A 15477-nucleotide genomic window follows, 5' to 3' on the forward strand; every position below is an offset into this window, starting at 1 on the left:
TGGAATCATTGGTTGCACACCGAAGGGAGAGGAGCAGAGGTATGTGGATCTATGAAAAAAAGCTGCAGTACCCGGTACGGGTGAGCAAATGCGACCCCCGCATGGCAAAATTGTTGCTGGAACAGTATGGCGGGGCGGATGGCGAACTATCCGCCGCGCTGCGTTATTTGGATCAACGATACACAATTCCGGATAAGATCACCGGGCTGCTAAATGACATCGGCACTGAAGAATTGGCCCATCTCGAAATGATTGCCACGATGATTTACAAACTCACCAAGGACGCTACGGTGGAGCAGCTGCGGGCGGCGGGGTTAGACGAATACTACGCGGCACATGACCGTGCGCTGTATTACGTGAATTCCGTTGGAGTGCCTTGGGCGGCGCAGTATATCCAAGCGAAGGGAGATCCGATCGCTGATTTGTACGAAGATATCGCAGCTGAAGAGAAGGCCAGGGCTACATATCAATGGCTGATCGACCTTACGGATGATGTCGATCTCCAGGATGGACTGAAATTTTTGCGTGAACGTGAAGTCGTTCACTCGCTGCGCTTCAGGGAAGCGGTCGAGATACTAAAGTGTGAGCAGGACGCAAAAAAAGTATTTTGAAGATGCAGTTCTGTGGCAGCTGATGTCCGTCAGTAACGGGCGTCGGCTGTTTCTGCTACCGCAGGAACATTGTGATTTTAAAAAGTCTTCCGGGAAAATAGAAAAGGACCATCTTGGGAGAAGGTCCTTCGTCTCACATGTATAACTGGCATCCGGCGATTAAGAAAACTTTTTCCAGCGGCTTTTATAATCTGTTTGTCGATTTTATTATGATCAGTTTCCGACTGTTCTAGGAGCGACATGAGCTTGTCGTACTTTTCTTTCGACAGTTTACCGTCCGAGAACGCCATTTTTGCCATCACTCGTGTAAATGGTATTTGCTCATAAGTGAACATTGTCATCTCCCCTTTAAGTTATATTACCCAGCATCTTGAAAATCAAGATTGACAATAAGTCTTCATGCTGTAAGCCAACCAAAGCGCGATGATGCTCATCTGCTATCCCCTCGATGACCATGACATCACCGTCCCAATCATAAATCATGTTGGAAGGATTACCCTACAACAGGCCCTCAGCCGCCCTTATTCTACCATGGGCTGAACATTATTGGAAGGGTTCACCTATAATGGGGGAAATGTCCTTACTAAATTTGCTATAGTTTTGTCGGAAAATCGAAAATCGCCTTTGCCCGTGACAAATGCAGGAAAAAAGGGTTTCAAAACCTCATCCGCTTATGCTAACCTTCTAAAAAACAGGCCGAATCCAGTTCAGCACAAGAGCTGGTACGGGGGATTATTTCAATGGGGTGAATGTTCGAGTGTCTGCGAACTAGGGAAGCCTCTTCCCGAATCCGTCAACTAACCTCGAAGGCCGCAGGAGGAATTGCATTGAACCGTTTTTACAGAAAGCTTTATTTATCATGCGCATTTTTCACGGCAGGATTGGTCGGTTTATCCCACACACAGGATGCCCAAGCTGCATCATCGGAAGCCAAGGTTCAAATTAACGACACACTGATTAACTTTCCGGACTCCCAGCCGTTTATCGACGACAATAGCAGTATGCAGATCCCTATGCGAGTGCTGACAGAGCAGTTGGGATTCAAAGTCGATTGGGCCATGCTGGATGAACATACGGTAAAAGTCACGATTACGAAGGGCACACAGACCATCATGGTGCAAACTGGCGATAGCACCGCACAAATCAACGGCAATGCCGTAAAAATGGATTCGCCCGCTCAGTTCCTTGAAGGCCGAGTGTATCTTCCGCTCAGGTTTATCTCTGAAAAGCTGAATTACAGAATTCAATGGGATGCCAATAATCGTCTTGCCATTATCGACGCGGATGGCCAGTATCATGCTCCAGCTTGGTATAAGCCTCAGCCCCAACCGCAACTACAGTCGCAAGCGAAACCAAGCGTCATTCAGAACGCGCACAAGTTTCTCGGAGTTCCATACAAATATGGTGGAAGCACCCCGTCCGGATTTGATTGCTCAGGATATGTCAATCATGTCTTTGCAATGAACGGGATCGACCTGCCAAGAACAACTGCGGCCATGTATGACCACGCGGGCACTCGCGTGACCGATTTACAAGAGGGGGATTTGGTGTTCTTTGCGGACGGAAAGAAAGCCTCACACGTAGGAATTTATATCGGCAACCAGAAATTTATCCATGCTGCCAACAAGTATGGAGTGTCAGTGTCTAGTTTGACCACCGGCTATTGGGGGCAAAGATATGTAGGCGCGAAACGTGTAACTGCTTAGAAAGAAGCGTGCACCACAGACGCACTCTGGCACACCATAGGACAATTGCCCGGCGATCGTCCCCCTAGACGGGGGCGACCGCTATTTTTTTACTGCTTATGTGGAGTGCCACGTGCGGCTCATATGGTGAGCGCAGCCTACGCCAATGCTTGCGGCACAAGTTATTTGACATGCCACCGGATTCATGTTTGTATAGAACTTGACACGTAAACGTAGGAGGAATCGGCATTGCTGCTAACTTTTGAAAAACCTGAAGCGATGATATTCGATTTGGACGGCACCTTATTTCAAACGGAGACACTGCTGTTACCGGCATATCATGCAACGTTCGATCAGCTGCGTGCCGAAGGAGCTTATAATGATGTGACCCCTCCGGAAAGCGTTATATTAGGCTCTCTGGGAATGCTCCTGGAACACATATGGAAGCAGGTAATGCCGAATTCGGTGGAAGCGGTGCACCGCCGTGCGGATGAGCTTCTGCTGGACTATCAAATGAAAGGCTTGCAGAACGGCGAGGGTGAGCTTTATTCCGGTGTCCCCGAAACGTTGCGGCAGCTCCAGGAACTGGGCGTGCGTCTGTTCGTAGCCAGCAACGGTTTGGAGGGTTATGTCAAGCAGGTCGTGGCACACAAAGGGCTGGTATCTTTGTTTGAAGGTTTGTACAGTGCGGGGGAATATAAGACTCGCTCCAAGGTGGATCTCGTTCGTTTGCTGTTGGACCAACATGGCATCAAAAAAGCATGGATGGTAGGAGATCGATCTTCCGATGTAGAAGCGGGCCTGGAGAACGGTTTAATCGTAATAGGCTGCGATTATGCCGGATTCCGCCAGGACGGGGAGCTGGAAGATGCGCATGTACGCATCAGCCGCTTCACCGATCTCATACAGCTAATCGCCGAATGAGGGGCTTATGCTGCAACAACAAAGGGAGCATGCGGTGACCTGACAGGCCATCGCATGCTCCCTGCTTTTTTACTCTTCCGTCTCCGTTTTGCGGCTAAATAGATAACGTGCATATTGCAGGGGGCGGGTGACAGCTGTTCGGTATGTGGATTTTTCGCCAATCCGCGAAAATACTTCACGGGAAGGCTTCGGGTTCACTTCGAGCAGCCATACCTTCCCGCTTGGGTCAATCGCCAAGTCGATCCCCAGCTCACACAGTGACCCAAAATGCTCCTCCAGAAATTGCGCTACCTTCATTCCCAACGTGTGAGCGTCCTCCTTGATGCTCTCCACTTTGCTCTGATCCTCGAACCTTTCTGTCAGCAGCACATCCATCGGCACTGCGGCACCGCCGCCATGCAAGTTGGACGTGACTGATTTCTTCGGGCCGACCCGGCCGGCACAGCCGGTGATCTGCCACCGTCCGTCTCCGTCCTTTTGTACCAGCATGCGAAAATCATGTACCCGGCCATTTTTCAGAGCGAGAGGTATGCCCTGCTGGATGATATATTGCCCCTCCATATTCCAACCGTTCAGCTTCTCCGTTATTTCTTTCTCTTCGATCATTTGTGCCGGTATAATCCGCCTTTGCCGGTCACGCCCCTGTAGGAAATATACATTGTCTGAAGCTCTCTGCAGTCGGACGATGCCTCTGCCTCCGGTTCCTTTGTGCGGTTTCAAATAGATCCGCTGGTGCTGCTTGAGAAATCGAAGCAGGTCCTCTGGTCCGCTGTACAGCACGGTAGCCGGAAGATGCTTGGCAATGTCCGACTCCCCTGACATGATCTGATACATGGACCACTTGTCAGTTAACGGACGTCCCAGATAACGGATCTTATCGTGGAGGGCACGGAATTTAGTGATCTTCTGTAAGTTCTGCGCTCCACGGTAGCGGCTGCGATCATATACCAGCTCCGGGATAGCGGTGAGTTTTCGCTTCCACTTCCGGGCGGGCATGCTGTAATATAACGCATTCACCTTGTCACCGTCCACATCGTCGGGTGTGAAGACCAGCACATGAATACCGAGCTTTCGCCCATGCACACTAAGCTTGCGAAAAAAATCAATCTCTTCCAGTTTTTTTCCGTGCAAATACATGGCCAAAACACCTAAAGGATATTGGGTCACCGTTCATCACCTGCTTGCCTCGCCTTTTGGGCCGTTTCTATGGTAGGTTTTCTGCGCGCTACAGCCGAGGGTGGAGTACCCGCAGTGGGCTTACGGGTTCTTCGGGATAAGTGGATGCAATATTGAATCAGATTGGTGAGTGATTTTTGGCGGATTTCCGGCTCGTCAAACTTCATCGGCTTGGAGTTTGCCTCAAAAAACCATATCTGGCCGAGTGTATCAACTCCCAAGTCCATCGACATTTCTCCCAGGTTGCTGCCGCTTGCTCTTTCAATTTGTCTGGCGATGAGCAGTACCGCTTGTTTGACCTGGGCTAAAATTTTTTTACTGTCCTGCTCGCCGAAAGCCGACGCCAGCAGCTTTACCGGATCATCAATGGAGCCGCCGCATGGGACATGAGTGGTGATGCTCATCTTGCCGGCCAGTCGCGCACCAATGCCGATAATGCTCCATTGGGCCGCACTATTTTTTTGCACCAGAACCCGCAGGTCAAAGGGACGCTGTTTGTAGCTGGATAAAGCGATGCCCTGCTGCATGATGTAGTCTCTGGCGCCGACCAATACACTAATTTGCGCCCACAGCTCCTGTGTGTCGTTGTAACGGGAAATATGGCTTTTCGTTTTGTCCTGTATGCTTAATTGATATCTGTTCAATTTAAGTTTTTTGTCTGCAATCACGCTGACTTTCATAATCCCGAGCCCCGCTTTACCCCGGACGGGTTTGAGATAAAGGGTGGAATACTGCTGCAGCATGTTTTCCAGATCGGCGCTGGATGTCAATCTTTGGGTGACGGGAATGAAAGCCCGGGTGGATTTGGATTTGTTCAACCATTCAAACAGTGTCCATTTATTGAAAAAGCAGGGGTTGAAGAAACGGATCTGGCCATGCCGCATACAAGTCTGAATCACCTGCTGAACCTCGGGAAGCAGTTCGAATTTGCGGTAGGGGATCCGGTTATAAATTACGTGGGGCATCCGCAGCTCTCCTTTTTCCCACGTCTCGGTTTCAAAATTGTACGTGTAGCCCGGCACAGTTCGGCCGGTTAACTTGATTTCCTGGGTTGTCACGACATACACCAAAACCCCTTGTTGCTCGCCCGCCTGGATTAAATCGATAAAATTCTCCTGATTTCCCCGAAAAAGCCTTTTCTCATCGGCATAAGTGAGAATGGCCATGGTAGGCTGCCGAGGTTTCTGCTTTTGACGAAGGAAAGATTCCACTCAGGATTCCCTCCTTGTGTGAAATCGGCTTAGATATAAGCAGTACTCGTACACATGCTGCAGCGCTGCTTTGCCTTCCGCTTTCAGGGCGGGATGCTTAAAGATGGAACGTCCGGGCTTGGAATTGGCCTCAAACATCCAGATTCGCTCATTTTGGTCGATGCCGATGTCAAAGCCGAGCTCGCCTAGAGTGTGACGGTTTTTATGTTCGATGGTTTCGGCCAGTTTGATGGCTGTTTCCTTGGCGTTCGCCAGAACCTGTTCCGCTCGGGAGCCGAATATTTCCCGCAAAACCTGCCCAGGGGTCATCAGCTGGCCGCCGCTTCGGACATGTGTCGTGATGCTGCCTCTGCCGGCTTTTTTCGCCCCTATGCCGGCTACCACCCATTCGTTGTTAATATTTTTGGTGAGATGGAACCGGAAATCGATAGGGCAGTCGTCAATCTCAATCAGCCGGATACCCTGTTGGGCCACGTAGTTGTGCAGTTGACCGCTCTGCCGGTTCAGCAGCCCCATCAGTGAGTCGAACCTGTTAAAGCGGAGCAGCACGTTTTTCCCGTTACGGCGAAATCTCGCATAGTAGCCTCGTTTGGGGTTATAGGTGAGGCGGTAAATTCCAATGCCTAGACTGCCGCCCGTAGGTTTCAGATATATGAACTTATGGTTATCAAGCATTTGCTTGATCTGGGCACTGGAGGGATCGATTTGCGAATCGGGCACGTAGCGGAACGCATCCGTTCCTTCCAACAGATTATACACATCCCATTTGTCAAAAAAGGCCCAGTTAAACAAAGGAATGCCGCGACGCACGAACCGCTGCTTGAACGCATTCATCGAGGGCTGTTTCTCTGCTCTGCGGCTTGGCAGCCGGTTGTACACAACATCGGGCAGCGGCACGGTTTTGCGAATCCATCCGCCGTCCTTGCTGGGGAATATCCCGGTAACGGTTTGTTGGGTCCAATTGACATCTCGCGGGGAAAAGCCGAAATAAAATGACCTGCCTGTACCCATCTGCATGAACTGTCGGAGAAATTCGGTTCTTGAGCCGAAGGGGGCTGATCTGATCCCCGTCACCTGAGTTAAAATTCCGATGTGAGGACCCAGCCGTACGTCTTTTCCGTTTGTGCACAGAACCATACAGGAACCCAGCTGTGGAACACGGAGCTGTGTCATAACGCTGATCGGCATATACAGATGATGCCCCGTCTTTTTCAATAGGCGCACGGGTGTGGAGACACTGCTGCTGCCCAGTTTCAAGTTGACGGATTTTAGTTTCGACAGCTGGAGGGTCTTTGCCAATTCACCGGTCAGGTAGATGACTTTTTCCTGTCTCTGTGTCACATGAATCGTACAAGTTGTCAAACTCATGGGTCTCCTCCTAAAGGCCTTTCACGCATGAAAGGCTGACTTCGTAAACGTAGTTGGAACTTTGCTCTCCCAGCTGTGTCGAGACAGGCCGGCGCTGATCGAGAGCAAAGTGACTTCGTCGGTTGCAGGCATTATTTCAGGATCCCCTCAGGGGATTGCCGAATTAAAAAGCGGGCATAACGGATGGGATTCAACACACCGTTCATGCGGGCTTTATTATCATTCAAACGCGTGAGGATGGAACGGCCCGGCTTGGAATTCACCTCGAGAATCCAGATGCGGCCCTGGGTGTCGATACCGAAATCGATACCGAGCTCGACCAGTCGTCCGTGCCGGCGCTCCAGTGCTTCCGGAATCTGCATGGAAAGCTCATGCAGCTTGGTCATGATCATATTCGAGGCTGATGCGCCGAATTGAGCGGCGAGAAACTCATCGGCGGGCTCGACTCGGCCGCCTCCATGCAGATTGGCGGTCAGGCTGCCGTCCTGACCCCGGCGCACAGCCATGCCGGTCACCTGCCAACGGCCGGTGCCGTCCTTTTGAACGAGCGAGCGCACATCATATGCGTCGCCCGCGAAGGTCTGCAGCAGCAAGTACTGCTGCAGCAAATAGCGGCGCTGCGCCGTGAACCGGTGCAGCCATCGCAGCAGCGCCGGCGCATCGGCGAAGCCGCGCTCCACGCGCCGGTTGCGCGCATCGCGCCCGCGCACGGTAAACGCCGGTCCGGCGTTTACCGTGCCTTCGGGCGCATCGGCGCCCCCGGCTGCTCGCACGCGGTGCTGCACAAGCAGTACGCCGCGGCCATGCGAGCCGGCGCGAGGCTTGAGCAGCACCTCGCCGCGCTGCCGCAGCCAGCCGGCTACCGTGCGCACGCTGTGCATGGGCTCGGTGTGCGGCAGATGGCCTGCGAACCGGCCGTCCCGCTCGAGCAGCCGCTGCACCTCGTATTTGCAGCTCAGGCCATGGCCTAAAAAAAGTACACGCCCATGCTCCCGCAGCTTGCGAATCGTGTCACGGTACTCGTTGTACTGCGCACGGTTTGAGCAGAAGCAGCGATCATACACGGAGCGTGGCAGTGCAGAACGCCGCTCGATCCACCGGTCGCGCTCCTCATCAAAAGCGTAGCCGTTTACACTGCCTCCGGCCCAATCGATGCTGCGAGCGGTAAATACAAACACGGTTATCCCGGCTTTACTGCCGGTTACACATAAACGCCGGTAGAAATCGCGGTTTAGAAAAGGCGGCTGCCCTTCGATGTGGGCGGTCAGGATTCCCAAGGAGTGACGGGGTGACGCCTTTAGCACGGGATCACCTCCCATCACAGAAATTTTGCCGCGTATCGGCAGTATTGAACAAGCCGCTTCACAGACGGCCGCATTTTACGTTCTGCCGACAAGGCGGTGTTGTCGTCCTTGGAAGGCTTCGAATTGACCTCTATCAGCCATACGCGCCCGTGTGTATCCAACGCCAAATCAACGCCCAGCTCGGCAAAGTGCCCCGGGATTTGCGCTTCTATGCCTTTGGCGATCAGTAGTGCCGCCCGCCGCAGTTTTTCCTCGTCTGCGGCCCCGGTCAGTGAGTTGGCGCGTGCAAGGGCGTCTTTTACCGTCGACAGGCTTCCGCCACGCGCCAAGTTGGAGACGAAGTGTTCATTTCCGGCAATTCTGGCTACAATGGAAGTAATGGCCCACCGGCCGTCTATGTCCCGCTGTACCAAGGCCCGGAAATCAACGGGCCGTCCATCCACGGAGATAAGAGAAACGCCCTGCTGTATTTGGTATTGTTGTTTTTTCATTTTGCCGGATAGAGCTGTAATCATATTGCTTACATTGCTGAAAGATTGTTTGCGTACGCCGCCGACACTGGTGAAGTGACAGATGTAACCGCCGCCCGGCTGCCGGTTGATCCGAATGATGCCCTTGCCCAGGCTGCCGGTCACCGGTTTCACAAAGACAGTCGGGTGTTTGCTGCACATCGTCTTAATGGTCTGCGTGTTTTTCACCAGATGTGATTCAGGCAAATAGGGGCGGAGTCCGTTTTGTTTTTGCAGTGCGTCGAAGACTTCCGTTTTATTCAAATAACGCTCGTTAAACAAAAGCGTCTGATGCTGGGTTTTCGCATGCCGCAGAAATTGTTGCACATTGTCGAGATTCTCCAGCTTCCGCGTGGTGAGACGGTTGTAGATCACATCGGGAATGGGGAACGCATGATTTTCCCACCTGTCGGTATACTGCCAGCCTATCACTGTGTCCTCATAGCCGGCGAGTTCGTCCGGAGTAAAAAAGTACACGGCTGAACCATACACGCTGCAAGCATGAACCAGTTCCCGGCAAAATGCAGTGGTTACACCAAACGGCTTATCCGGTAAGTCCTTGTATATTCGGCTGACCAACACGCCGATTAGCGGTCCGATGTGGAGTGAGCGGCTCGCCGGTCGATATTGCAAGCACAAGGGCGCGCCATGAGATAAGCCCCATCTCGACGCAATGGAGTCGTTGATCCGAAGGACCCCGGCCGCAGTCACGGGCACAACTTTCACCGCATATTTTGCCGAGCCGAAGCACAGCTGCAGCGAGGTTTGCGTCGGGACCTTCCATTTTTTCACCAAAACTGAGCTTAGCTTGATAACCCATTCGTCGGCTTGGTCGCTGGTTTTTTGAATCTTGATCTTGACCTTTGTGCTCTTCATGCTCGCAACTCCTTCCAACGCCGACTTGCATGACTAATCAGGTGAACTAATTCATCATATGAGTACGTTTTGCCCTTGGTGAAAAGAAAACTCGGTAAAACATCACAGACGGGGCGGCGCTGCTGCGCAGGGAGAGCTTATCGCAGTGATCGAACAACCCCCTCAGCAATGCCCTCAGCGCGCCTACGGTGTTATAATCGTTTGTACAGCCTCTCGCAGACGCACGACAAGCTCAAAAACTCTGTGCTATCTCGCGAATTGTATCAATGGAAATGGCAAGCGGTGATTCGAGTTGATGAAAGGAGGAAACACATTGAGGCTCAGCGTACTGGATCTCGTGCCTGTGTTTGCAGGCGCCGATTCTACCGAGGCATTGAAACAAGCGATCAAGCTGGCGCAGACCGCGGACAGTTTGGGCTACCATCGTTACTGGGCTGCCGAACACCACGACATGCAGGCACTGGCGTGCACTTCACCTGAAGTGCTGCTTGCCCATGTCGGCGCGCTGACTGAGCGGATCAGGCTTGGCTCAGGCGCCCTGCTGCTCCCACATTATAGACCGATCAAAGTAGCGGAATCGTACCACCTGCTCGCCGCTCTCTGTCCGGGGCGGATTGACCTGGGCTTAGGCAGAGCGCCGGGAGGTTCGGCAGAGGTGAGCATCGCACTGAGCGGTAATTTCCTGGAAAATGTGCGTCAGCTTCCTGATAAATTAAAGGCATTGATGGAATTGTTGTCTCATGAGCATCGAGTGGAAGGGGCTCGTGTGACGGCCAGACCCGTGCCTCCCAGCCCGCCGGAGGTCTGGATGCTCGGAACGAATAACAAAAGCGCCGCTTACGCAGCCGAGTTCGGAACCGGCTACGTATTCGGACAATTTATGAGCCACCGCAATGCGGCGGACATCCTGCCTTTCTACAAGGAGCGTTTCCAACCGTCTGCGCTGTTGACCGAACCGCGTGTTATAGCCGCAGTGGGTGTCGTCTGTGCGGACACCGAAGAGGAGGCCCAGCGGTTGGCGGTTAAGGCAGCGAGTACATTTGCAGCGGACTCGCGTGGTCCGACGGAGGCGCACGTCGAGATCACCACTGAGTCGCATAAGCTGATTGTCGGCACGGCGAATCAGGTAAAGGCGTGCCTGGTCCGGTATGGTCAGCAATATGGAGTGGACGAGTTTCTCGTCGTCACGATGGTACCGGACTACGACAAGCGGCTGCGTTCATATGAACTGCTCGCGGGGGCCGCATTGAGCTGATCTTTAAGTCGGATTGGAGTGGAAATAGTGCAGCACGAGACTTTTACTTTTCAAGATGCAGATCATCAATTGATTTATGTTCACCATTGGAGCCCACCTCGTCGGCGCCCTCCGAAAGCCGTAGTGCAAATCGCGCACGGGATGGCGGAAGCGGCACGGCGTTACGCGCGGTTCGCGCAAGCATTGATACGCGCCGGTTATGAGGTATACGCCAACGATCACCGTGGCCACGGACTGACCGCAGGGAGTCTTGAACGTCTTGGGAACACAGGCATTAACGGCTTTAACCGGATGACGGACGCTATGGCGCAGTTGACTGATGTGATCCGGGCACGGCATCCGGACATTCCCATCTATTTGCTCGGCCATAGCATGGGTTCTTTTCTCGCTCAGCAGTATATGTACCGATATCCTGACAAAGTGAGCGGTATTATGCTATCCGGTACGGCCGGCCGGCAATCTCCGAAGCTCTGGTTCGGGATTGTTCTAGCACAACTGATAGCCGCAATCCACGGTAATGAGCATCGCAGTCCGCTGTTGATGAACCTTACCTTCGGCAGCTACAACAAAGCATTTCGGCCGACTCGTACTGATGCCGACTGGCTAAGCCGGGATAAAGCGGAGGTCGATCGCTACATAGCAGACCCTTATTGCGGCAGCACTGTGTTCACGGCGGGATTCTTTCGGGATTTTTTTCGCGGATTGCATGAAATACACCGCCGGAACCATCTGAAACAAATTCCTAAGCAGCTTCCCGTCTACATTTTCGCAGGGAATAAGGATCCTGTGGGGGGGATGGGCGAAGGGGTCCGGCGGCTGGTTGAGATGTACCGCAAGCTTGGTATGAAGCACGTTTCATGCAAGCTCTACCCGGGCGGCAGACATGAAATGTTGAACGAAATAAATCGAGAAGAAGTGATTGCGGATATCATCGCGTGGTTGGAGCTGTTTCAGCCTCCGCTGCTCGGTCCAAATTAATTGTAACAACATGTAAATTAGACAGGATAGGACATTGTCACTCGACAAAACCATTAATAATCACTGGGGGGAAAACCATATGAGGCACAGCACATTGCTAAAGCGGACGCTGTTAATTGCTATCTTTGTACTTGTCATTGCCGGATGCAGCAAAGAGCCTGCCGGCACGCAGCCGGAGCAGCCCGCTCCTCCGTCGAGCCAGCCGGGCACGCAGCCCGTTCAGCCAAGCCCCGGAGCACAGCCGGCAGCCCCAACCGATGGGCCTGATGCGGGGCAAACCAAAATCCAAGCCGATGCCGCTGCTGTGGCATTCACCAGTGCGGCCGAAGGATGGATCGGTGGGAAAGGGGTAATTTATCACACAACGGATGGCGGCCTGCATTGGGAGAAGCAATACACCGGCGACGAGCAGATAGGTGCATTCACTTTTCTCAAGGGCAGCAGCAGGATAGGATGGGCATATCGCGGACAAATGAGCACCGGCAATATTGGGGGGGACGGCTCGAGCCCAAGCCGGCAAAGCCTGCTGCAAACGGTGGACGGAGGTGCAACTTGGTCGGTCATATCAACTACCGCTCCCCTGGGGCGTGAGCTGCACTTCGCATCGGATCGGCAAGGCTTCAGCGGCAACCACATGACCGAGGACGGCGGCAAAACGTGGAAGCAACTGCCGGTGCCGCCTGAGATAACGGGAGAGGCCTATTTTCATTCCGAGGCAAAAGGCTGGGCTGTAACGAACAGCGGCAGCGAGTTTCAGATACAGCAAACCACTGACGGAGGCGGCACGTGGGCGCCGATCTATTCCCGTGCAGTGGGTAGTGTTCTGAATGGTGCGGTAATCCGCTCGAGCGGCAAGGACGACATCTGGGTGCAGCTTATCGGTGATTCCGGCATGACACAAACATCGTATACGCTGCTGCACAGCGGGGATTCAGGCCAAAACTGGGCGACCGTGGTGGCACACTCGACTGCCGGCGGGGGGCCTGCTCCAGGCTTCGCACCAGGCGCCGAGACCGGACCGCGCGGGCCCGGCACGAAGCCGGGGGAACTAGTCGTCATATCGCCTGAATCCGCATATATGACGGGCACATGCCCGGCATGCAGTGACAACGGCACGGTGGAGTTAGGCTGGACACACGATGGCGGCACAACTTGGACTAACGGCAGCGAGAAGTTCAACGGACAGGCAGGAGTGTTGTCCTTTGTGACCGAGCGGCAGGGTTGGCTGCTGCTGCATGGCACCGCTCAATCATCCGAGTTATATGCTACGTCCGATGGGGGTAAAAGTTGGAACAAAGCAGCTGCATTTGCACCATAGCAGCTTGAGACTATAATGCCGGCAGCTATGGTCGCCTGTACTGCGAGGGTACATCACCCGCATCAGGCGTCATGGCTTTTTTGCGTGGTCTTAAACAGTAATGGTCGGCAAGCCGCAATTTATGTTACAATGCATGGAACATCAGCTAATATGGTTGAAGGGTATTGGCCCAAGGAAGGATTGACAACGCTTTTGCCTATCAAAAAGACCAAAATATTTGAAATTGACATTGTGCGAGCGTTCGCTATTCTGGCTGTGCTCATTATCCATGCTACGGCTGACGCGACCGTCGAGCTGCCCGTAGGCAGCGGCTCGCAAGTCTTTTACCTCGTCATCAACAAGCTTAGTAATTTTGCAGTACCTGTGTTCATTTTCATGAGTGGTCTTGTGCTTTTTTACCGTTATATCGATGATTGGAGCGGCCAACAGGCGGCTGCCTTCTTCGTCAAGCGGCTGAAACAAATCTTGTTCCCGTATTTACTCTGGTCGGCTTTTTACTATCTATATAATCAGTGGATTCATGCTCCGGACCAACTGCATTGGACATGGAACGAATATTTCGATCTGCTGCTTTGGGCGGACGCGTCATACCATCTGTACTTTATGATTATCATCCTGCAATTTTATTTGTTATTCCCGTTGTTAATCTCTCTGTGCCGCGCCTGGAAAGGGTTTGGGAATTATCTCGTACTGATAGGAATTGCGGTGCAAGTCATGTTCTATGGCTACCATCGCTGGGTCGACCCGTTTGAACATATGTCTTCATTATGTATCAACTATTTCAGTTTGTTCACATTGGGCGGTTACGTAGGAATGCACTACGAGCGTGTTTCGTCCTGGATTCAGCGGAACGTTCGTTGGATGCTGCCTGTGTCGGTGCTGCTGGGTGCGAGCTTCGCGGGGGTGAACCTAATGGCAACCCGGTACGACGTACATGTTGCAGGCGCCGTGTATCATACGCTGTTCATTGTTTATCCTATGTTCGCCGTACTGAGCATGATTTGGACATCGGGGCAGCTGCTGCGTCTCACCCCTGCGCTATCGAAAGGGCTGCTATCTCTGGGTGTGGTGTCATACGGTGTTTATTTGATGCATCCCGCTGTACTGACGTTTTGGCGAACGCACGTGGTCAACGACAGCGGGAGAATGCTGGACTATCACGCATACATCGCTGCTTCCTTTGTGCTTAGTCTGATCGTGCCCTGGGTGCTGGTTGCAGCCTATGGGCAAGTAGTTCGATACCTGGGCTTTATCAATCATCGCAAGCGCAGCGAAAGGGCGGCCTAAACCGCTCAGCAGCTGCATCTGTTCTCAAACGCAAGTGATATTTCATCCGCTGCTTTCATACAATGTATCGTACAAGATATGCTGCAAATGAAAGGACGATGGCTATGAAAGGTACGAAACATATCATTTACATGGGGCTCGCGCTGGGTATGCTGTTTTATGCCGTTCCCAGGTTGGACATGTCAGGCGGCTTCACATTGCCGGCGGTGTTCGGAATTGTGTGGATTGCTTTTGCACTTATGAACATTGCAGCACATTTGCATGAGATCCTTGGGGTCGAAGAGGAGACCAAGCGTGAGATGGCCAAGGTGAAGAAAATGAAAAAATGGCAGTTCGAGCAAATGCTTCAGGGAAAGCGCAAGCTGCTTCAATTTCGAAAATAACAGCTGGCAAAGAGCCGGTCCCTGCTGGTGGCGGGACGAACGGCTCTTTTTTGCATCCCCGTGAGAGGCCATGCAGCACCGTTGAAGAAATGGAAATCGCTTGCTTTTTCGTCATCCCGCACATCCATCACGTGAAAAACCCTAGCAGAATCGTCTGCGGGTTTTATGCCTTGCTCAGGACAGCAGGCTAATGACAAGCAGTTCGTATAACACAAGCGGTAAAATGACGTTCTCGTATGCGCCATAGCCAACATACGGTCCATAGAATCCCCGAACATGTCCGGGCATCGGCTTTAGATATAGATGGGTAGCATCGATATGGACGATATAGCCCTCGTAGATTTGCCCATGTACGGTTTGCACGCGAGCAGGCTGGTTAATGTGCTTCACGCATGCGCTGTGGATTCGAGTCTTCAACTCTTGAAGCTGACCCAATAAGGCTGAGTCCATCTGGTATAACGGTTGTTTCCGAGCATCAAAAAATTCATCATTAATCACGTATGGCACCTCCCAAACTTTATAGGCCATTCTATGCGCCTGCCCAGTTTGTGTGCCTCTCCTGGATCGTTTTATTTGGTCATCTTTGCGTTGT

At 52.6% G+C, this 15477-nt stretch carries 14 protein-coding genes and 1 riboswitch; of the genes, 8 read left to right on the plus strand and 6 right to left on the minus strand.

All coding sequences use genetic code 11. The annotated features are described in order from the left end of the window. Positions 1–41 precede the first annotated feature (41 nt). The 3 genes from CBW46_RS08875 to CBW46_RS08890 all read left to right on the plus strand — a co-directional run bounded on the left by CBW46_RS08875 (position 42) and on the right by CBW46_RS08890 (position 3220). On the plus strand, positions 42–611 hold the full coding sequence (locus CBW46_RS08875; RefSeq protein ID WP_089199646.1) for a manganese catalase family protein: 570 nt from the start codon (positions 42–44) through the stop codon (positions 609–611). Positions 612–1295: 684 nt separating this feature from the next. Further along, positions 1296–1438, plus strand: a riboswitch (cyclic di-AMP (ydaO/yuaA leader). Beyond that, complete coding sequence (locus tag CBW46_RS08885) at positions 1439–2317, plus strand: C40 family peptidase (RefSeq protein ID WP_243633231.1); 879 nt, start codon at positions 1439–1441, stop codon at positions 2315–2317. It begins immediately after the preceding riboswitch. Between the two features lie 258 nt (positions 2318–2575). Then, positions 2576–3220, plus strand: coding sequence for an HAD family hydrolase (locus CBW46_RS08890; RefSeq protein WP_089199732.1), 645 nt, complete (start codon positions 2576–2578; stop codon positions 3218–3220). A 69-nt stretch (positions 3221–3289) separates the two neighbouring features. On the opposite strand, the gene CBW46_RS08895 is transcribed toward CBW46_RS08890, so the two are convergent. The 5 genes from CBW46_RS08895 to CBW46_RS08915 all read right to left on the minus strand — a co-directional run bounded on the left by CBW46_RS08895 (position 3290) and on the right by CBW46_RS08915 (position 9664). After that, the gene (locus tag CBW46_RS08895; protein WP_089199649.1) at positions 3290–4357 is read right to left on the minus strand and encodes a YheC/YheD family endospore coat-associated protein; all 1068 of its coding nucleotides are present in this window, start codon (positions 4355–4357) and stop codon (positions 3290–3292) included. A 26-nt stretch (positions 4358–4383) separates the two neighbouring features. Continuing rightward, a complete protein-coding gene (locus tag CBW46_RS08900) occupies positions 4384–5562 on the minus strand; it encodes a YheC/YheD family endospore coat-associated protein (RefSeq protein ID WP_089199733.1) in 1179 nt (392 codons plus the stop codon). A 45-nt stretch (positions 5563–5607) separates the two neighbouring features. Continuing rightward, positions 5608–6975: a YheC/YheD family endospore coat-associated protein gene (locus CBW46_RS08905; protein ID WP_089199650.1), complete on the minus strand. Its 1368-nt coding sequence runs from the start codon at positions 6973–6975 to the stop codon at positions 5608–5610. 131 nt (positions 6976–7106) lie between these two features. Next, the gene (locus CBW46_RS08910; protein ID WP_243633232.1) at positions 7107–8279 is read right to left on the minus strand and encodes a YheC/YheD family endospore coat-associated protein; all 1173 of its coding nucleotides are present in this window, start codon (positions 8277–8279) and stop codon (positions 7107–7109) included. A 14-nt stretch (positions 8280–8293) separates the two neighbouring features. Further along, complete coding sequence (locus CBW46_RS08915; protein WP_089199652.1) at positions 8294–9664, minus strand: YheC/YheD family endospore coat-associated protein; 1371 nt, start codon at positions 9662–9664, stop codon at positions 8294–8296. A 313-nt stretch (positions 9665–9977) separates the two neighbouring features. On the opposite strand from CBW46_RS08915, the gene CBW46_RS08920 reads away from it, so the two are divergent. The 5 genes from CBW46_RS08920 to CBW46_RS08940 all read left to right on the plus strand — a co-directional run bounded on the left by CBW46_RS08920 (position 9978) and on the right by CBW46_RS08940 (position 14885). Next, entirely contained in the window at positions 9978–10919 is a 942-nt protein-coding gene (locus CBW46_RS08920; RefSeq protein WP_243633233.1) for an LLM class flavin-dependent oxidoreductase, read from the plus strand. Between the two features lie 27 nt (positions 10920–10946). After that, positions 10947–11897: an alpha/beta hydrolase gene (locus tag CBW46_RS08925; protein ID WP_089199654.1), complete on the plus strand. Its 951-nt coding sequence runs from the start codon at positions 10947–10949 to the stop codon at positions 11895–11897. A 79-nt stretch (positions 11898–11976) separates the two neighbouring features. After that, positions 11977–13215, plus strand: a complete 1239-nt coding sequence (locus CBW46_RS08930; protein ID WP_089199655.1) for a hypothetical protein — start codon at positions 11977–11979, stop codon at positions 13213–13215. Between the two features lie 192 nt (positions 13216–13407). Continuing rightward, positions 13408–14502, plus strand: a complete 1095-nt coding sequence (locus CBW46_RS08935; RefSeq protein ID WP_243633234.1) for an acyltransferase — start codon at positions 13408–13410, stop codon at positions 14500–14502. Positions 14503–14606: 104 nt separating this feature from the next. After that, positions 14607–14885, plus strand: coding sequence for a hypothetical protein (locus CBW46_RS08940; RefSeq protein ID WP_089199657.1), 279 nt, complete (start codon positions 14607–14609; stop codon positions 14883–14885). A gap of 174 nt (positions 14886–15059) precedes the next feature. Here the strand turns inward: CBW46_RS08940 and CBW46_RS08945 are convergent, their stop codons facing one another. Continuing rightward, positions 15060–15383, minus strand: coding sequence for a hypothetical protein (locus CBW46_RS08945; RefSeq protein WP_243633235.1), 324 nt, complete (start codon positions 15381–15383; stop codon positions 15060–15062). Positions 15384–15477: the final 94 nt, after the last annotated feature.

It is taken from the genome of Paenibacillus xerothermodurans, assembly GCF_002220865.2.
GTDB classification, from domain to species: Bacteria; Bacillota; Bacilli; order Paenibacillales; family NBRC-103111; genus Paenibacillus_S; species Paenibacillus_S xerothermodurans.

Bases quoted from the DNA above. Each gene is read 5' to 3' on its own strand.
- CBW46_RS08900 (WP_089199733.1), bottom strand. From the start codon at position 5,562: ATGGCCATTCTCACTTATGCCGATGAGAAAAGGCTTTTTCGGGGAAAT.
- CBW46_RS08930 (WP_089199655.1), top strand. From the start codon at position 11,977: ATGAGGCACAGCACATTGCTAAAGCGGACGCTGTTAATTGCTATCTTT.
- CBW46_RS08915 (WP_089199652.1), bottom strand. From the start codon at position 9,664: ATGAAGAGCACAAAGGTCAAGATCAAGATTCAAAAAACCAGCGACCAA.
- CBW46_RS08895 (WP_089199649.1), bottom strand. From the start codon at position 4,357: ATGTATTTGCACGGAAAAAAACTGGAAGAGATTGATTTTTTTCGCAAG.
- CBW46_RS08875 (WP_089199646.1), top strand. From the start codon at position 42: ATGTGGATCTATGAAAAAAAGCTGCAGTACCCGGTACGGGTGAGCAAA.
- CBW46_RS08890 (WP_089199732.1), top strand. From the start codon at position 2,576: ATGATATTCGATTTGGACGGCACCTTATTTCAAACGGAGACACTGCTG.
- CBW46_RS08940 (WP_089199657.1), top strand. From the start codon at position 14,607: ATGAAAGGTACGAAACATATCATTTACATGGGGCTCGCGCTGGGTATG.
- CBW46_RS08905 (WP_089199650.1), bottom strand. From the start codon at position 6,975: ATGAGTTTGACAACTTGTACGATTCATGTGACACAGAGACAGGAAAAA.